The organism is Weissella paramesenteroides (assembly GCF_036327715.1).
Taxonomy (GTDB): Bacteria; Bacillota; Bacilli; order Lactobacillales; family Lactobacillaceae; genus Weissella; species Weissella paramesenteroides.
Map to the genome: position 1 here is coordinate 641,980 of NZ_CP130559.1, position 18,080 is coordinate 660,059.

Below are 18,080 nucleotides of genomic sequence, written 5' to 3' on the forward strand. Positions count from 1 at the left end.
AATAATGGATTTATTTAATAAACCAAATGCCAAATTACCTAAAATTAAAAAAGACGCGCATGTTGATGCTCAGATTCCAGATGGTTTATTTCTAGCATGTCCATATTGTGGGGCACAATTGTATTCTAAACAATTAGGCGAACACCGTGTTTGCCCAAATTGTGGTTACGGGTTCCGTTTGCAAGCGTACGAGCGTGTTCACTTGATGACAACGGCGTTTGAGGAATGGGACGCAGACTTAACATTAGAAAATCCAGAATTTCCTGGATATGCTGAAAAGTTAAGTCGAGCAAAATCACAAACTGATTTAAATGAATCAGTCTTGAATGGTAAAGCAGTCCTTGAAGACGAAACCGTTGCCTTAGGAATTATGGATTCTTACTTCATGATGGGTTCGCTAGGAACAATGACTGGTGAGAAAATTACTCGTTTGTTTGAAAAGGCAACTGAGCAAGAATTACCAGTTGTTCTATTCACTGCTTCTGGTGGTGCTCGTATGCAAGAGGGAATTAATTCCTTGATGCAGATGGCTAAAGTATCTGCTGCTGTTGCCGCGCATCAAGAGGCTGGATTACCATATTTCGTGGTGTTAACTGACCCAACAACTGGTGGTGTGACAGCTTCATTTGCGATGCAAGGGGATGTCACATTGGCTGAACCGCATGCTTTAGTTGGCTTTGCTGGTAAACGTGTGATTGAACAGACAATTCACGAAAAAGTACCCAAGGACTTTCAACGGGCCGAAACGGTTTTGGAAAATGGATTTATTGATGCAGTTGTGCAGCGTAAAGAACTACCTAAAGTCTTAGCACAACTTGTTAGATTCCATCAACCACAAGGAGGTCGTTAGTCATGGTAAGTTTATTTAGACGTGAATTAACACCCGTTCAAATTGTGAAACGTGCACGTGAAGATCGATTTATGGCGCGTGAAATTATTTCAGGTGTCTTTACTGACTTCTTTGAACTGCATGGTGATCGCTATGCTGGTGATGACCAAAGCGTTATTGGCGGGCTTGCTAACCTGAATGGTCGCCCAGTGACCGTTATCGTGATTGACAAAGGATCAGATATCAATGATAAGTTAGCTAAACGGAATGGTTCACCTGAGCCATATGGCTATCGTAAAGCGACGCGCTTAATGAAACAGGCAGCGAAGTTTGGTCGTCCGATTATTACTTTTATCAATACACCAGGGGCTTTTCCAGGTAAAACTGCGGAAGATCAAGGTCAAGGTGAAGCGATTGCGCAAAGTATTTTGGAAAGTTTGAAATTGCCAGTTCCTATGATTGCCATTGTCTATGGTGAAGGTGGTTCTGGTGGTGCACTTGCACTAGCAACTACTGATCAAGTGTGGATGTTCCAAAATTCAACTTATTCGGTCCTTTCACCTGAAGGTTTTGCATCAATTCTGTGGAAAGATGCGAAACGACATGATGAAGCAGCTGCAGTCATGGGCCTAACACCAAATGACTTGTTAGATAATCACATTATCGAGTACATCATACCCGAAAGTCGTTCACATACACGTGTCTTCTCATTAATTCGTGCAAAATTGGATGAAGAAATTCAAAAGTTGGCAAATATGCCAGCAGATAAGTTAATTGCACAACGACGCGCACGTTTTCGTAAATTTTAGTAAGAAGAGTTTGGAACATTTTCTTTTGGCCTAAACTCCGTTTAAAAACATCAAGTTACCACATTAACAACGGTAGCTTGATTTTTTTTAGTCTAAAAAATTTTATGATTCAGATTCTTTTGGTTATAAATATTGGTTCGATAGTAAACACGTTTATTGCTATCTTTTTTTATGCTTTATCGGTAAAATTAATTTACTGTCAGGGGGAAAAGGAGGAACACATAGTGATTGATCAACAAATTATTCAAAAACAGCAAGCTGGCGAATTTGCAGCGACTTTAATTACTGATGGCATGATTGTTGGTTTGGGAACAGGGTCGACCGTACGTTTTTTTATTGAAGCGTTGGCTGCCAGAATCAACAATGAAGGTCTGAATATTACTGGGGTGACAACCTCAAATAAAACGTCATCATTAGCAAAATCATTGGGGATTAAGCTTGCTTCTGTTGACGAAGTACCAATGATCGATTTAACGATTGATGGTGCAGATGAAGTTGACCATCAGCTAAATGGTATTAAGGGTGGTGGTGCAGCGTTATTATTTGAAAAAATTGTGGCTTTGAATTCGAAGAAGAATATTTGGATTATTGATGAATCAAAGTATCATGAGGTCATCGGCCAGTTTCCATTACCTGTTGAAGTGGTGCCTTATGGTAGCCACCATCTGTTGAAAAAATTTTTGGCAGCAGATATGCAGCCTACTTTTCGTCGGACAGCGACTGGTGAACGGGTTACAACTGATGTTGGTAATTATATTATTGATTTACACTTGAATCGTATTGAATATCCCCAGAGTTTAGCATATTTTTTGGAACAAACGATCGGGGTTGTTGAACATGGTTTGTTTTTAAAAACGGTTGATGAAGTGATTATCGGTGGTAATCAACCAACATTAATTTCTAATACGAAGCCATAAGGTTGGACTAAATAACTGAATAATCCTATGGTACAATGAAATTAGTTATATTGGGGAACATAATAATAAAGGAGAATGACAGAGATGACTTGGCAAGATAATTTTCAAGTATGGACAAAGCGTAATGATTTACCAGAATATTTAAAAAATGAGATGGATGCATTAGCAAAGGATGATCAACAAGCAGAGGATGCTTTCTATCAACCATTATCATTTGGAACCGCCGGTATGCGTGGTCTGCTAGGGGCCGGAATTAATCGCATGAACATCTATACAGTGCGACAAGCTACTGAGGGATTAGCACGTTTGATGGATTCATTATCTGAAGACGTAAAAGCACGTGGCGTTGCCATTTCATATGATTCACGTCATTTCTCACAAGAGTTTGCTTTTGAATCAGCTAAGGTATTAGGGGCACATGGTATTAAGGCGTATGTTTTCGAATCATTACGTCCAACACCAGAGTTATCTTTTACGGTACGATATTTTAAGGCTTATGCGGGTATTATGATTACAGCTTCGCACAATCCAAAAGAGTATAACGGATACAAGATTTATGGTGAAGATGGTGGTCAAATGCCACCAAAGGAGTCTGATATCATTACGGCATCTATTCGTGAAGCAGATATGTTTGCGGTGCCAGTAAAATCACAAGCTGAACTAGAAGCAGCTGGATTGTTGGTAACTATTGGTAAGGACGTTGATGATGCTTATTTGTCTGAAATCAAGACGGTAACAGTTGATCAAGAATTGGTCAATAAAGAGGGACGTGATATGAAGTTGGTTTACTCACCACTTCATGGTACTGGTGCGTTGATTGCAGGTCAAGCTTTGAATAACGCAGGTTTCAAGAATGTTACAATCGTGCCAGAGCAAGAGCAACCAGATGGTGATTTTCCAACAGTAACTTTGCCAAATCCTGAAGATCCAGCAGCATTAGCAATGGGCATTGCATTGGCTAAAAAGCAAGGGGCTGATGTTGTGATTGGGGTTGACCCGGATGCTGATCGTATGGGAACGGCTGTTCGCTTGCCATCAGGTGAGTATCAATTGCTAACTGGTAATCAAATTGGTGCAATTTTGTTGCACTACTTATTAACTGCTAAAAAAGCAGCAGGAACATTACCAGCTAACGGTGTTCTTGTTAAATCAATTGTATCATCAGAATTCGCAGCAGATATTGCGAAGAGTTTTAATATTGAAACAATTAATGTATTGACAGGATTTAAGTATATTGCGGAGCAGATTCAAAATTATGAATCAACACATGAGCATACCTTCTTATTTGGTTTTGAAGAATCATATGGATACTTAGTAAAATCATTTGCTCGTGATAAAGATTCTATTCAAGCAACTGTTTTGCTAGCAGAGGTTGCAGCTTACTACAAGTCACTTGGTAAGACATTGTATGATGGTTTGCAAAATTTGTTTGCAGAGTATGGTTACTTTGTAGAAAATACACAATCACTAACCTTTAAGGGGATTGATGGGGCAGAAAAAATTGCTGCCCTAATGGCAAAATTCCGTGCAGAGCAACCAACTTCATTTGGAAATATTGCAGTGACAAAATTTGCTGACTTTACATTACAAACTGAGACTGACGTCCAGACAGGTGTGGAGACAACAATGTCATTACCAAAAGCTAACGTATTAAAGTACTGGTTGTCAGATGGCTCATGGGTAGCTGTACGTCCTTCAGGTACTGAACCCAAAATTAAATTATACGTTGGTACTAATGGAACAACCCAACAAATAGCTGATGATAAGTTAGCAGCTATTCAACAATCAATTGCTGATTATGTCGATTAATATCAACTATTTTTAAACATTAGATATTCGTTTAGAGAGCGAGACAAAAGTCGTTTTGAAGCCGGTGTGTAACGTAGTTTTCGTCATTTTTGGCCGAAGCAAAGCGAAGGACAGAAATGACGTAAATTGCGTTACATTGAGGCTTCAGACTTTTGGAACGCGTTTATGCTGTCAAACTAACATGCGGTTAATTAATATCTTTTAGCACAAAAATTAGAGGCTGAGACAACATCTGTCCCAGCCTCTTTAAACATGTTCCAAAAGACAGCAGTCGATTGTTACACTTTCTTTCCAGAATGACATCGCAATATTTGGTCATTTTTTATAAAAAAGTAAATATTAAACAATGTAAATTTTGGGGCATGGTACAATGTATATTAGATAGACTATAAAGCATCTTATGAGTAATTCATAAAGAATGGAGAAAATGATGATTGGATGGATTATTGTCGGTATCGTGATTGTTCTAGCTTTGTTATGGGTCGGCATCTATAACGGACTGGTGCAAGCACGTATGCGTACACAAGAGTCATGGAGTCAAATTGACGTACAATTAAAACGACGAAACGATTTGATTCCAAATTTGGTTGAGACGGTTAAAGGATCAGCTAAGTTCGAACAAGGAACTTTGGAAAAAGTGGTTGGACTTCGTAATGCACTAACTCAAACACCAACTGATGACCATCAGAAAACAATGGCACTGTCTGACCAATTGACGAGCTCTTTAAAGTCAGTTTTTGCAGTTGCAGAAGCTTATCCTGATTTGAAAGCATCAAATCAATACAATAAGTTAATGGAAGAATTGACAAATACAGAAAATAAAATTGCTTACTCACGTCAATTATTTAATACGACAACTGCCACATATAATACAAAGTTACAGTCGTTCCCAACGAATTTTGTGGCTAAGATCCACAGTTTCAAGCCTAGCGAATTCTTGGAAACACCAGCTGAAGAACGAGAAGTGGTCAACGTGTCATTTGATGATCGTGGCCTTTAAGAGGTAATTGACCATGTTATTTGAACAAATTGCAAAAAATAAGCGCAAAACGATTGTGTTATTTATTGGATTCTTTTTGTTCATGGGAATTGTCGGTGCAGCACTAGGATATTACTTGCTCGGTGAATGGGTACCAGGTGTCATTATTGCGATCGTGACGGGGATTGTTTATGCTGTTTATATGTTTAGCCAGTCAACTGACGTTGTGATGAGTCTAAATCATGCCCAAGAAATTACGAGTGCGGATCAAGCGCCTGACTTGTGGCACATTGTAGAGGATATGGCGTTAGTAGCTAACGTTCCGATGCCACGAGTATTTATTATTGATGATCCGAGTCCAAATGCATTTGCAACAGGTAATGATCCTGAACATGCTGCGGTGGCAGCGACTTCAGGTATTCTGTCAGTATTAAACCGTGAAGAATTAGAGGGCGTTATGGCGCATGAGATGACTCATGTTCGTAATTATGACATTCGTATTCAAACAATTGCGGTTGCCTTGACGTCAGCAATTGCGATGCTGGCAAATTTTGGTACTCATTTTTGGTATTTCGGTGGTGGTAATCGAAATCGTGATAATAAAGATGGTAATATTATCGCCATGATTGCTTCAATTTTAGTTTTGGTATTGGCACCGATTGCAGCAACGTTAGTTCAACTAGCAATTTCACGTAATCGAGAATTTCTTGCCGATGCGGGGGCGGTGGAGTTAACACGAAATCCACAGGGATTGATCAATGCGTTAAATAAAATTTCGCAAAGTGAACCAATGTCGGATGAAAATGTTTCACCAGAAAGTGCGGCGTTGTACATCGCAAACCCATTAAAAGAGAAGAAGTTAACAAATCTTTTTGCGACGCATCCACCTATGTCGGAACGCATTGCGGCATTGCAAAAGATGTGATAATTGTTGTTACAGTAAGAATTAAATATTTTGGCATGCGTTTATGAGGTTGGGACAAAAGACAATGTTCCAACCTTTTTTAGCTAAAACTAAAAATGTAACGCAATTCGTGCCGACTTCAAAACGACTTTTTTCTTGCTCTCTTTTCAATATTTCCTTTTCGTTTTGTCTGACGCTGTGATACAATGAAATGACTGTTGGTCGTCGAAAAGGCCAAAAGAAGGAGAAAATGATGAAAAAGAAAGCCCCTGTGGTTAAGAATCAAGAATTTGATGCTGAAGTTATTGATTTAACCTATCAAGGAAATGGTGTTGTTAAAGTCGATGATTTCCCAGTGTTTGTGACAAATGCTGTCCCTGGTGAAAAAATTCGTGTGGGGATTACAAAGGTTACTAGTAACTATGCCTTTGGACGAGTTGTGAAGACGATTGAGTCATCACCAAACCGTAATCATGAAGTCAATACAGCAGCACTAACAACTGGTATTGCACCACTAGCACACTTGAAATATGATGCGCAGTTGAAATTTAAGCAACAACAGATTGCTGAATTATTTAGTAAGCAACACATTGATGTTAATGTTGCACCAACTATTGGTATGGAAAATCCAACAGGTTACCGTAACAAAGCACAAATTCCAGCCCGTGAAATAAAGGGACAATTAACTACGGGATTCTTCCGTCGTGGCTCACATCGTTTGATGCCAATTGAAGATTTTTATATTCAAGATCCGGAAATTGATAAAGCAATCGTTATTATTCGTGATATTTTACGAAAGTTCCATGTGCCTGCTTATGATGAAATCCATCATAAAGGTGTTATTCGTAACATTATGGTCCGTCGTGGATACTATTCACATGAAATGATGGTTGTGCTAGTAACGCGTTCAAAGCGTATTCCTGGCGCAAATATTATTATTCCACAAATTAAAGAAGCGCTACCAGAAGTAACTTCAATTATTCAGAATGTTAACCAGGATAAGACGAATGTTATTTTGGGTGATGTTAACCATGTTCTATGGGGTAACAAAGTTATTAAGGACACTTTGTTTGATAAGACCTTTGCTATCGGTCCAAATTCTTTCTACCAAGTTAATCCACAAACAACTGAAATCCTATATAAGTTAGCAGCTGATAAAGCAGAATTAACAGGTAATGAAACGGTCATCGATGCTTATTCAGGTATTGGAACTATTTCATTAACGATTGCTGATAAGGTAAAGTCAGTTCTTGGTGTAGAAGTGGTACCAGGAGCGGTTGATGATGCAAAACGTAATGCTGATTTGAATAATGTCCATAACGTTAAATTTGAATTAGGTAAAGCGGAAGAAAAGATGGTTGCTTGGCAACAAGATGGTCTAAAACCAGATGTTATCTTCGTTGATCCACCACGTAAAGGACTAACGACTGAGTTAATTGATGCCGCTTCAGCTATGGCACCAAGCAAAATTGTGTACATTAGCTGTAATCCGGCAACCTTGGTGCGTGATGTTGCTCAGTTCAAAGAAAATGGCTACACAATCAAAGGGGATGTTCAACCAGTTGATCAATTCCCACAAACAACGCATATCGAGTCAGTGACAGTACTTGAGCGTAACTAATTAAAGATACTTATAGCTGCCAATCCATCCAATGAAAATGGTTAGATTGGCAGCTATTTTTATATCAGTTTGTTACTTTTAAAAAAGTGAGTTAAGGGCATGATATAATTAAAAGAGGAGGGTGACAAGACATGACAAAAGCTTTAGTAAGTATTGATTATACAAATGATTTCGTTGCTGATAAGGGCGCTTTGACTTGTGGTAAACCGGCACAAATTTTGGAAGATTATATCGTTCACCAAGCACAGACTTTTTTGGAAAATGGGGATTATGTCATTTTACCAACCGATGCGCATTTCAAGGATGACATTTATCATCCCGAACACAAGTTATTTCCACCACACAATATCGTTGGTACTTGGGGCCAGGAATTGTACGGTGACTTACAGCATTGGTATGAAAAGCACCAGGGAGATAAAAAAGTTTATCAATTTAATAAAAACCGCTATTCTGCATTTCAAAATACTAACTTAGATAATTTCTTAAGAGAGCGACATGTGAATGAACTTTGGTTAGTAGGAGTATGCACCGATATATGCGTTCTTCATACGGCAGTTTATGCTTACAATTTAAACTATCAATTGACTATTCCAAGTGAGGGCGTGGCAACATTTACACCTCATGGTCAAGAATGGGCTTTGGATCATTTTAAGAATAGTCTAGGAGCGCAAATTATTTAAAATAGCCTTCGTTGGTATTTAAATAATTTGATTTTGAGTTATTTATCAGTCAAAAGCTAGCAGTTTTTATTATTGATGATGATATAATTAATACTAACTAAACGTATATGCGGTATATAAGGGAGACTAATTATGGCATACAAACTTGGAATAATTGGAACCAATTGGATTACAAAGCAGTTCGTACAAGCGGCTCATGAATCAGGTCAATATGCATTAACTGCAGTATATTCACGCCACGAGGATACTGGTCGGCAGTTTGCGCAAACATTCAATGTTGATGCAGTTTATACTGACTTAGAAAGCTTTTATACCAGTGGCATCAATGTTGTTTATATTGCCTCACCGAATAGCGTACACTTTGAACAGGTAAAGGCAGCTATCAGCCATGATATTCATGTAATTGTGGAAAAATCAGCATTTTCTAATCCAACTGAATATGCAGCTATTTTAGAATTATTACATGACCATCCAGCTGTGCGGTTATTTGAAGCAGCACGTCATATTCAGCAAGCAAACTTTAAAATTATTGAAAAGCAAATTGCCAAAATGGAAAAAATTTCAGGGGCAACATTTGTGTATGAAAAATATTCTTCACGCTTCGATGATTATCTAGCAGGTAACGAACCTAACGTGTTAAGTCGTCGCTTTAGTGCCGGTGCTTTGACTGATTTGGGTGTGTATCCAATTTATGCAGCAATTAAGCTATTTGGGGCACCAAAACAAAGTCATTATTTTGCTACACCGTTACGCAATGGTGCTGATGGTCGTGGTATTGCGATTCTACGCTATAACGATTTTGATGTAACAATTGAATTTGGTAAGGGGTCTAATAGTCATTTGACCTCAGAAATTTTAGGGCGTCGTGATACCTTAGTTATTGGGGATATCGCTGAAGTACTTAATGTAACTTACTATGATGATGGCGGTACTGCTCATCAATTAAGTCAGGAACCATTATCAAATCCAATGATTGCGGAAGTTGTTAAGTTTGCTGACATGATGACTAATCCAAATGAAACAGTTGAGGCATATCAAGAATTATTGACTTTGAGTCGAACAGTGAACCAAGTTTTGTTTGATTTACGCCAAGATGCAGGCATTGTATTTCCTGCTGATGAACAATAAATAAACACAATATAAAGGAGACAAAATGGATTCCCGTTTTGAAGAACGATTAACTAGTGTTGGGTTTACCACACTAACACCAATTCAGGAAGCTGTCGCTGAACCGCTAGCAAGTGGCCAATCGATTGATGCACTTGCACCAACAGGGACAGGGAAAACATTGGCTTTCACGTGGCCATTGCTACCTGAATTGGTGCCAGAAGATGGTGAACAGCTATTGATCTTGGCACCATCACAAGAATTAGCCATGCAGACAACTCGTGTTATCCGTGATTGGGCGAATGTTTTATCGTTGAAGGTATTATCCTTAACAGGTGGTGCAAATATTAAGCATCAACTGGACCGATTAAAAAAACATCCAGAAATTTTGATTGGTACGCCAGGACGTGTTAGTGAATTAATTGCAAATGGTAAACTAAAATTGGAACGTTTACGTACGTTGATTTTAGATGAAGCAGATGAATTGTTACGCGATGACACAGCAAATCAAATTGACCTGATTTGGGATGCTATTGATGACGATGATGTACAAGTTGCATTATTTGGTGCAACAGAAGTTGATCAGTCAACAGCAAGTGGTTTGTTTAACCGCGATTTTTTGCGTATCGATCAACGTCAGGTTAAAATTCCGACAGCAATTAAACATGAATTTTGGCCAACAGCACGTGATCAACGCCAAAAAAGATTGCGCCAATTGGCAACGCAAAAACATTTTCAAGCAATCGTATTTTTTAACACAACGAAGCAATTAAAAATAACGGCAAGCTTTTTAGCCCATGAACATGTTGCAATGGCTACGCTGGTACGTGGTGATTCTAGTACGACCAGATCAAAATCATTAACGAACTTCCGTCAGGGGAAAGCAAAATTTTTACTCACAACAGATGTGGCTGCTAGAGGCCTTGATATTCCTGATTTACCGGCAATTATAAATTTTGATTTACCACGTGATGGAGAAACATACACACATCGTGCTGGGCGTACTGGGCGTATGGGTAAGGCAGGTACGGTAATTTCCTTTGGAAACGATCATGATTATCGTGATTTAAAAAAAATGGTAACAGTTGATATTCAGACCATTTCTGGTAATCATGTATTACCAAGTAAAAAAACAGCGATTGTTGCTGAGAAAATAGCACCACGCAAGCCGGCAACGCCTAGTTCATCTTCAACATCAGACAAGCCACGGACTAATAATAAGGCAACACAACGTAAGAAGTCTGAGGTGACAAACGTTATTTCACGTCAGGAGCGCTTTGATAAAGAAAAGCGCGCAAAGCGTAAGCATCGTAAAAATAAGGGTAAGCCAAAACATAATTAATACATTTTTAGCCAAAAAAGACAGCGAGACAAAAGTCGTTTTGAAGCCGGTGTGTAACGTAGTTTTCGTCATTTTTGGCCGAAGCAAAGCGAAGGACAGAAATGTCGTAAATTGCGTTACATTGAGGCTTCAGACTTTTGGAACGCGTTTATGCTGTCAAACTAACATGCGTTTAATTAATATCTTTTAGCACAAAAAGAAGAGGCTGAGACAACATCTGTCCCAGCCTCTTCTTTTTTAAGGTTATCACCGAAGTTTCAGTCACTTTTTTATCAAAAATCCAGCATTCCGGAAACGCTTACAGAAAATGGTGGTTTGTGAATTAATAATTGTTATTTCGTTCACATAATGTGCTATATATGGTATGATTATAACTAATAAGAGGTTCACAATGTTGGAGTTAGATTGTGAAATAGTTAAAATTTGGAAAAAGAGGTCGAACAAAATGGTTGAACATGATATTCCTAGAGCAACGGCAAAACGATTGCCAATTTACTATCGTTATTTGAAGTTGTTGTTAGATTCTGGGACTGTCCGCGTTTCATCAAATGAATTATCTGATGCAGTAAAGTTTGATGCTGCAACAATTCGACGTGATTTTTCTTATTTTGGAGCACTAGGAAAACGTGGGTATGGGTATGACGTGGAAGCTTTGATGAAGTTTTTTGGTGAAATTTTGAATCAAGATACTTTAGCTTCTGTTGCATTAGTCGGAGTAGGAAATCTAGGACAAGCTTTGTTGAATTTTAATTTTCACCAAAGTTCAAATGCACGCATTGCAGCAGCATTTGATGTTAATCCTGATATTGTTAATACAATTCAATCAGGAATTCCTGTATATAGTTTAGATGATTTAGAGAAGCAAATTACAGATCAACGAATTGACGTTGCAATTGTCACCGTACCTGCTGATGTTGCGCAAGACGTTGCTAAGCGCTTGGCAACGGCAGGCATTCGAGGTATTTTGAATTTCACGCCATTGCGTTTAGATGTACCAAAATCAATTCGCGTTCAGAACGTTGACTTAACAAATGAGTTGCAAACGTTGTTGTACTTTATTAATAATTTTGGTGAAAAGTAAATAATAAATACAAAAAAACATTGATGAAATGACATCAATGTTTTTTTGTGTTTTGTATATAAATGGGATAGTTTAGTCGTTGATATAGATAAAATCTGCGGCATGTTGTGTGACTTGGATTGTCCTATCGCCAGAAACTAACACCAATGGTCCATCAAATGGCAGGCGTTCTTTGATTGTCCAAGTGCTGTTTAGGTCTAGATGTAAAGTTTCAGTATATTGTAGTAACTCTAAATCCTCAGTAAAACTGTTAATAGTAACAGTTTCATTATCAGTTGCTTCACGCAATGTCCGTAATGATTTTGGAGAGTAGTGGTGGTCAATATCAGGAATGACAAGACCTTGGGGACTTAGTGATGGGAAATCTAAATATTTATCTAGCGCATTGATGAATTGATCATTTGCATCATGATCAAGATGATCAGCATTAGAATGAGCTTCGGAAATTGACAGTCCTAGTTTTGTGGCACCAAATGTCTCGATCAAACGATGTGATCGGATTAAACGTAAGGCAGTTTCACGTCCAGGTTTCGTTAATGTGACACCATAATAAGGGACCACGTCAACTTCGCCCGCTTCTTGAAGTTTTGCTAACATGTTTGAAACTGATGAAGGGGTTACATTTAAATGCTCAGCAATTTGATTATTTGAAATTTTTGTTGACTCATCGCCGCCGCTTAATTCTAAGATTGTTTGTAAATACTGGGTTTTAGAAATCGATTCGGTCATAATGTGAAAATTCCTCGTTTGTTGTGTAGTAGTTAAGGCTGTTAATTGTATGTTGAAACAGGTAGTCATGTTTTATTTCAGGAAAACAAAATTATATGTTTGTTAAAACATTTATGATAGGTTATCATAATTATGGAAAATTAAATAGTAACTGATACAAGTCAGAAACAAGTTTTGGAGGCTAGATATGCAAGAAGTACAAATGTGCCAAGAGAACAAGTTAGTCCAATGTGCTGTAATTCGGCAACTATTACAAAGCTCACGAGATATTCCAGAGCAGACTGTCTGTCAGCTGATTGCATCATTGGAATCAATGGTTGCTGGCCAGCAAGAAATTTTTGTTGGTCAAGTATATGACAGTTGTGTCTACTGGATTGGATGTGGTGATGTGTGTTCAGAAACGAAATTAACATTTGCCACACCAGATGTCCGTAATAAGTTTGCTAGTTCATTTGAGGTTGCCTGTCGAAAAATCGGGTTGCGCATTCATCGAAGTTACTAATGATAGGTTAAAAAATACTTTCTAATTTCTATAATTAGTCATTTTGATGATAACACTTTTTATGATTTAAGTAACAGAGATATTTCTTTAACAGCCGGTATACCAGAAAAGCCAGTCAATATTATGACTGGCTTTTCATTTGTTTTATATTTTTTGTTGTAATTGTTCAATCGTCTGATTGTTAAGCAAAAAATATAATAAAATACTTTGAATAGGTAAAAAGATAAGCTGTTTAATAATACGGATCCACAATAGAGAAATAATTGTGCCACTATTATGAATATTACCGATCATGGCAACCCATAGTGTGTTAAGAATCACATTAACAACGACCAAAACGATACTTACGGTAATGATTACTCGCAACCAAGATATTGTCTGTTGCTTATAGAAAGAGAAACCATAAATTGCAGCACCCAAGACAGCAGATAGGGTAAATCCCCAGAAATAACCATAGCCATTAATCAAACTACCAAGCACATCAGTAAAGATTGCGACTAGCATCCCCCAGGCAGGACCATACCATTTGGCAATGATTCCGACAATTAAGAAGGTAAAGCCAACTTTTACCGTGGCGGTACCCAATGAGAAACGACTGATGACTAATTGTAAGGCAATTAAAATCCCTAGCATTGTCAATTGCTTCGTTCGTAAACGTGGTAAACCATATTCTAATGTTTTCATTTGAAAACACCTCCTTTTTTTGGAGGGTTTCACTTCTTACAGTGAATGTGATCAAGACATCGCGGTAATCCTTCGTCCATGGCCCACATTCCGTTTCCATGGCACTTAACGCGTCTCAATCTACCCTGTGCATCTAACAATGTTATATTATACTGCAATGAAAATAAAAGTAAAATGAAATTTTTAAAAAGATAAAACAAGCAGCTTGGGGTTTAAAATGTTTAAAAAGTTGGTAAAATGTTTTAATAAGGATAATCACTGGGTTTTGACGTGGGTCAATATTGGGAGATAACAATAAAAAAACTTAGTGACAATGGGCTAAAATAAGTAGTAGATAAAGAGGTCGGATATGGGAAAAGTTTCAATTAGAGATGTTGCGAGCCTAGCAGGTGTGTCAATTGCAACCGTGTCACAAGTATTGAACGGTAAAGGCACAAGGTTTTCTGAAAAAACAAAAGCCAAAGTGTTTGCAGCTCGGGATGAAATTGGTTACGTTCCAAACGCCAGTGCACGCAGTTTAAAGCAAGACGCTAGAATTTTAGTCGGGGTGGTTGTACCTAGTTTACGTAACCCATTCTTTGGCGATTTAGTGCAACACATGCAAGAAAATATTCCTGATAATGTCTCGTTATCGATTATGACGGCAAGACAAGGACAGGCGGATCAAACAGTTGAGACTTTAGTTAATTCAGGAGTTCATGGTATTATCATGGCAAGTCAATTAGCGAAACCTGTTGCCGTAGCTAGTAGTTTAAAAAAACGTGGCATTGCTTTAGTTGTACTCGAGAATCATGACGAATTACTTGATGCAGATGCTGTTTATGCTTCTGATAAAAAAGGTGGTCGTCTTGTAGCTGAACACTTATTAGCATTGGGACATAAACATGTTGTTCTATTAGGTAATCAAGTTTATACTGATAATTTGCAATATCGGACAGCATCATTTAAAGCAACAATGTTAGCAGCCGGGGCCAAAGTTAGTGAGGTTGCTACTCGTAATTTAACGAAGCATGCTGGTCGGGCAGCGGCAATGGCAGTTTCTATTACACAGGCAACGGCTGCGTTTGCACTAAATGACGAGCTAGCAATTGGATTAATTTCAGGTTTGAATGCCCATGGTATCCGGGTACCTGAAGATATGTCAGTCATTGGTTATGATGATACGGATTATGCTGAGTTTTTTAGACCAGCACTAACAACCGTTGAACAGCCACTATGGTTAATTGCTGAGACAGCATTGCAGACGGTCATTGAGCGTATTAACCATCCGGATGCTGAACGCCGGGTTGCAGCATTTGATACAAAATTAATCGTGCGCGAGTCAACTGCATCAATATCATAAATATGGTAAGCTAATCGTAGCAAGGAGGTCATTTTATAATGACAGGACTGTTCAAACGAACACGTGAATTAATAAAATCGCCGACAGGGGTAGATAAGCGACAGGCTATTATGTCAGCAGCACTGTCAACCCAAGTAACACATTTAATGAATGATGGTTGGGTGCCAAAAGCCATTGCTGCTTATGTGGATGAGATTGTTAATAATGAGCAACTTAATGATCAAACAATGAATCGCATTTTATCAGAAAATTGGATAGAAGCACATCGGATTGGATCATCACTTTTTACGACGATGTTTACAGCTGGCTTTCATCGCGGAGGTGTGCCAGCAGCTGATCGGTTGGAAATGTTGTACGAGTTGTTTGGGATGACTGTAAGTCCAACTAATTTTGTGAGAATGTCACGGTTAGGGGATTGGTACTCGAGAGATAAAATTAAAGATGAAGATTTATATTATTTTCACCTTGAGACAATTACTGATGTGCAGGATTATTTTGAATTCATCAAACAAATTGCTTTTATGGTACGACTAAAGCATCATGCTTGGAACGGTATTCGCTCGAAATATGAAACAAGTCGTCAATTAAGTACGATTATGGATAATCAATTACGATATTATTTAAGTAAACCAGTTGTTGATTTTATTTTACGTAATCACTGGCATCAGACAGATGTTGCTGAGGAAATTCTACAGTTAACCGGAACCCCTGTTTCATATCCAAATGTGGACTTTCATAATCGAGGGGTCGTTAACAAAGATAATGTCAAGGTAGCATTACCGGGTTATCACTTAGAATTAATTTTCAATAACCAGGGTGAACTTGTATCGATGTGGCAAGCTTTAGAGGCTCATCAGACAGTTAATGAACGTGGGGTACTTGAATTTTCTGAATCATCTGAAGATTATTCATTAGCCGAATTACAAATGATTGCTAACACGGAATCAACAAATTATGCAAATGCTGGTGGGCAAATTCATCAATCATTAGATGTTAAGCCAGCAAACCGCCATGCTGGTCTTGAATCAGATTTACGTAATTACGCGAAGAATCAATTTTAGCAAGAAGAGAGCGAGACAAAAGTTGTTTTGAAGCCGGTGTGTAACATGATTTGCGTAATTTTTGGCCGTAGCAAAGCGAAGGACAGGGATTGCGTAAATTGTGTTACATTGAGGCTTCAGACTTTTGGAACGCGTTTATGCTATAACAAGTAAAGAGTACGATCTTATTAATTTAATAGCAATAGTATAAAGAAGAGGTTGGCACTTTTTTTGTGCCAACCTCTTCTTTATACTATTGCTATTAAAAAACGGCGTGATAAATAACATGCACAGCTTCATTCATGCGATCAACAGGAACGCCAATCATGGTTGAAATTTGTGAAGCTCCTTGATTAATCATGGGCAGATTAATACCAGCCTCAGACAATGCGGCAGTTATTTTGCTAAAGGTACCAATATGTTGTTGCATGCCTTCGCCAACAATCATAATAATGGCATAATCATCTAACCATTCTAGTTCATCTGGTGCAATAATTGCATAGATATCATGGCTAATATGGGCTTTAATTTCAGGGGTTAATTGTGCTTTATCAAAGATAATCGTCATATCGTCGATTCCGGATGGCATATGCTCATAACTAACATTGTAAGTTGCCAAAATTTGCAATATTTTTAAGGTAAATCCAACTTCACGATTTAGCAAATAGCGGTGTAAGTAAAGTGCTGCAAAACGATTATCATTTGCGATACCAGTTACGGGATTGCTAGGATTAACGGCATGATTAGGCATAATCATTGTCCCTGGCGCCTGGGGGTCATTAGTGTTTTTAACATTGATTGGTATATTTGCTTCAATGACAGGAATAATTGCTTCATCATGGAAAACTGCGAAACCAGCATAAGACAATTCACGCATCTCACGATAGGTCATTTCTGATATAGACTGTGGATGAGGCACAATCTTTGGATTAACAGTATAGATGGCTGATACGTCAGTAAAGTTTTCGTACAAATCTGCATGGAAACCACGTGCTAAAATGGCACCCGTAATGTCAGAACCACCACGGCTAAAAGTGGCAGCATAACCATCATTGGTATAGGCGATAAAGCCAGGAATAATTAGGAGGCGTGAGTCATCAATTTGATAATTACTAATGGCATGATAACTTTCTTGATCAAGACGTGCAGACCGTGGCGAACCTGTCACAGTAATTCCTAATTCAGCTGGTGATACAAAAGTGGCAGGCAAACCTTTTTTTTGCATGACAGCGGCAATTAATTGGGCATTTAGTAATTCGCCATGACCCATAAAAGCGGCGTATAGATGGTCAAATGATGGATAATGGACACGATTTAAATGAATGAGTTGTTGCTTAATCTGTGAAATAATCACATCATCTTCTAACAAAAAATGTGCAGCAATTTCTTGATAGCGAGCTAAAATGGTCATTAAAATTTCAGTTGTGTCAGCACCAGCAATCGTTTGATCAGCGTAAGATTTTAATAAATCAGTCACTTTTATATCACCATCAAAACGCTTGCCCGGAGCTGATACGACAACGATACGACGATCTTCATCTGCTTGAATAATGTCTAAAACCTTTTGTACCTGAGAACCAGTCGCTAGTGAAGAACCACCAAATTTTACAACTTTCATTATTTATGCCTCCAATTAAATTCCTAATTGGCACTAATTAAAAGTGAAAAAAAGATGAATGTCAAGGGTTGACATAGATATAAAATT

General features: G+C 38.1%; 17 protein-coding genes and 1 riboswitch. Of the genes, 14 read left to right on the plus strand and 3 right to left on the minus strand.

What is annotated here, in order from left to right; genetic code table 11:
* Positions 1-4 precede the first annotated feature (4 nt).
* The 11 genes from QRX23_RS03210 (at position 5) to QRX23_RS03260 (ending at position 12,078) form a co-directional block, all read left to right on the plus strand.
* The gene (locus tag QRX23_RS03210; protein WP_330155903.1) at positions 5-850 is read left to right on the plus strand and encodes an acetyl-CoA carboxylase carboxyltransferase subunit beta; all 846 of its coding nucleotides are present in this window, start codon (positions 5-7) and stop codon (positions 848-850) included.
* 2 nt (positions 851-852) lie between these two features.
* Positions 853-1,638 carry a carboxyltransferase subunit alpha gene (accA, locus tag QRX23_RS03215; protein WP_150177485.1) on the plus strand — a complete coding sequence of 262 codons (786 nt, stop codon included), beginning with the start codon at positions 853-855 and terminating at the stop codon, positions 1,636-1,638.
* A 227-nt stretch (positions 1,639-1,865) separates the two neighbouring features.
* Positions 1,866-2,555 (plus strand): ribose-5-phosphate isomerase RpiA, encoded by a 690-nt coding sequence (gene rpiA, locus QRX23_RS03220; RefSeq protein WP_164223388.1) that lies wholly within the window; start codon positions 1,866-1,868, stop codon positions 2,553-2,555.
* Between the two features lie 84 nt (positions 2,556-2,639).
* Complete coding sequence (locus QRX23_RS03225; RefSeq protein ID WP_330155904.1) at positions 2,640-4,364, plus strand: phospho-sugar mutase; 1,725 nt, start codon at positions 2,640-2,642, stop codon at positions 4,362-4,364.
* A 430-nt stretch (positions 4,365-4,794) separates the two neighbouring features.
* Positions 4,795-5,364, plus strand: a complete 570-nt coding sequence (locus tag QRX23_RS03230; protein ID WP_150177497.1) for a LemA family protein — start codon at positions 4,795-4,797, stop codon at positions 5,362-5,364.
* A gap of 13 nt (positions 5,365-5,377) precedes the next feature.
* Positions 5,378-6,268: a zinc metalloprotease HtpX gene (gene htpX / locus QRX23_RS03235; RefSeq protein WP_002827583.1), complete on the plus strand. Its 891-nt coding sequence runs from the start codon at positions 5,378-5,380 to the stop codon at positions 6,266-6,268.
* 232 nt (positions 6,269-6,500) lie between these two features.
* On the plus strand, positions 6,501-7,868 hold the full coding sequence (rlmD, locus tag QRX23_RS03240; protein ID WP_330156121.1) for a 23S rRNA (uracil(1939)-C(5))-methyltransferase RlmD: 1,368 nt from the start codon (positions 6,501-6,503) through the stop codon (positions 7,866-7,868).
* Positions 7,869-7,999: 131 nt separating this feature from the next.
* A complete protein-coding gene (locus QRX23_RS03245; RefSeq protein ID WP_330155905.1) occupies positions 8,000-8,548 on the plus strand; it encodes a cysteine hydrolase family protein in 549 nt (182 codons plus the stop codon).
* 132 nt (positions 8,549-8,680) lie between these two features.
* Positions 8,681-9,676, plus strand: a complete 996-nt coding sequence (locus QRX23_RS03250) for a Gfo/Idh/MocA family protein (RefSeq protein ID WP_330155906.1) — start codon at positions 8,681-8,683, stop codon at positions 9,674-9,676.
* Between the two features lie 25 nt (positions 9,677-9,701).
* Positions 9,702-10,997 carry a DEAD/DEAH box helicase gene (locus QRX23_RS03255; RefSeq protein ID WP_330155907.1) on the plus strand — a complete coding sequence of 432 codons (1,296 nt, stop codon included), beginning with the start codon at positions 9,702-9,704 and terminating at the stop codon, positions 10,995-10,997.
* A 445-nt stretch (positions 10,998-11,442) separates the two neighbouring features.
* On the plus strand, positions 11,443-12,078 hold the full coding sequence (locus tag QRX23_RS03260) for a redox-sensing transcriptional repressor Rex (protein ID WP_040760308.1): 636 nt from the start codon (positions 11,443-11,445) through the stop codon (positions 12,076-12,078).
* Positions 12,079-12,150: 72 nt separating this feature from the next.
* On the opposite strand, the gene QRX23_RS03265 is transcribed toward QRX23_RS03260, so the two are convergent.
* On the minus strand, positions 12,151-12,807 hold the full coding sequence (locus tag QRX23_RS03265) for a metal-dependent transcriptional regulator (RefSeq protein ID WP_002827576.1): 657 nt from the start codon (positions 12,805-12,807) through the stop codon (positions 12,151-12,153).
* Between the two features lie 187 nt (positions 12,808-12,994).
* Between QRX23_RS03265 and QRX23_RS03270 the strand changes: the two genes are divergently transcribed.
* The gene (locus QRX23_RS03270) at positions 12,995-13,309 is read left to right on the plus strand and encodes a hypothetical protein (protein WP_277361926.1); all 315 of its coding nucleotides are present in this window, start codon (positions 12,995-12,997) and stop codon (positions 13,307-13,309) included.
* 144 nt (positions 13,310-13,453) lie between these two features.
* Here the strand turns inward: QRX23_RS03270 and QRX23_RS03275 are convergent, their stop codons facing one another.
* On the minus strand, positions 13,454-13,993 hold the full coding sequence (locus QRX23_RS03275) for a folate family ECF transporter S component (RefSeq protein WP_330155908.1): 540 nt from the start codon (positions 13,991-13,993) through the stop codon (positions 13,454-13,456).
* Between the two features lie 37 nt (positions 13,994-14,030).
* A riboswitch (THF riboswitch) is annotated at positions 14,031-14,123 on the minus strand.
* Positions 14,124-14,342: 219 nt separating this feature from the next.
* Between QRX23_RS03275 and rbsR the strand changes: the two genes are divergently transcribed.
* Both rbsR and QRX23_RS03285 read left to right on the plus strand, forming a co-directional pair.
* Positions 14,343-15,335 (plus strand): ribose utilization transcriptional repressor RbsR, encoded by a 993-nt coding sequence (gene rbsR, locus QRX23_RS03280; protein WP_330155909.1) that lies wholly within the window; start codon positions 14,343-14,345, stop codon positions 15,333-15,335.
* Positions 15,336-15,373: 38 nt separating this feature from the next.
* Complete coding sequence (locus QRX23_RS03285; protein ID WP_330155910.1) at positions 15,374-16,396, plus strand: DUF3114 domain-containing protein; 1,023 nt, start codon at positions 15,374-15,376, stop codon at positions 16,394-16,396.
* Between the two features lie 241 nt (positions 16,397-16,637).
* Here QRX23_RS03285 and QRX23_RS03290 read toward each other — a convergent pair whose 3' ends face one another.
* The gene (locus tag QRX23_RS03290; protein ID WP_330155911.1) at positions 16,638-17,993 is read right to left on the minus strand and encodes an aspartate kinase; all 1,356 of its coding nucleotides are present in this window, start codon (positions 17,991-17,993) and stop codon (positions 16,638-16,640) included.
* Positions 17,994-18,080 lie beyond the last annotated feature (87 nt).

Bases quoted from the DNA above. Each gene is read 5' to 3' on its own strand.
- QRX23_RS03230 (WP_150177497.1), top strand. From the start codon at position 4,795: ATGATTGGATGGATTATTGTCGGTATCGTGATTGTTCTAGCTTTGTTA.
- QRX23_RS03225 (WP_330155904.1), top strand. From the start codon at position 2,640: ATGACTTGGCAAGATAATTTTCAAGTATGGACAAAGCGTAATGATTTA.
- rbsR (WP_330155909.1), top strand. From the start codon at position 14,343: ATGGGAAAAGTTTCAATTAGAGATGTTGCGAGCCTAGCAGGTGTGTCA.
- htpX (WP_002827583.1), top strand. From the start codon at position 5,378: ATGTTATTTGAACAAATTGCAAAAAATAAGCGCAAAACGATTGTGTTA.
- QRX23_RS03290 (WP_330155911.1), bottom strand. From the start codon at position 17,993: ATGAAAGTTGTAAAATTTGGTGGTTCTTCACTAGCGACTGGTTCTCAG.
- QRX23_RS03210 (WP_330155903.1), top strand. From the start codon at position 5: ATGGATTTATTTAATAAACCAAATGCCAAATTACCTAAAATTAAAAAA.
- QRX23_RS03275 (WP_330155908.1), bottom strand. From the start codon at position 13,993: ATGAAAACATTAGAATATGGTTTACCACGTTTACGAACGAAGCAATTG.
- QRX23_RS03255 (WP_330155907.1), top strand. From the start codon at position 9,702: ATGGATTCCCGTTTTGAAGAACGATTAACTAGTGTTGGGTTTACCACA.
- accA (WP_150177485.1), top strand. From the start codon at position 853: ATGGTAAGTTTATTTAGACGTGAATTAACACCCGTTCAAATTGTGAAA.
- QRX23_RS03265 (WP_002827576.1), bottom strand. From the start codon at position 12,807: ATGACCGAATCGATTTCTAAAACCCAGTATTTACAAACAATCTTAGAA.
- QRX23_RS03245 (WP_330155905.1), top strand. From the start codon at position 8,000: ATGACAAAAGCTTTAGTAAGTATTGATTATACAAATGATTTCGTTGCT.
- QRX23_RS03250 (WP_330155906.1), top strand. From the start codon at position 8,681: ATGGCATACAAACTTGGAATAATTGGAACCAATTGGATTACAAAGCAG.
- QRX23_RS03285 (WP_330155910.1), top strand. From the start codon at position 15,374: ATGACAGGACTGTTCAAACGAACACGTGAATTAATAAAATCGCCGACA.
- QRX23_RS03260 (WP_040760308.1), top strand. From the start codon at position 11,443: ATGGTTGAACATGATATTCCTAGAGCAACGGCAAAACGATTGCCAATT.
- QRX23_RS03270 (WP_277361926.1), top strand. From the start codon at position 12,995: ATGCAAGAAGTACAAATGTGCCAAGAGAACAAGTTAGTCCAATGTGCT.
- rlmD (WP_330156121.1), top strand. From the start codon at position 6,501: ATGAAAAAGAAAGCCCCTGTGGTTAAGAATCAAGAATTTGATGCTGAA.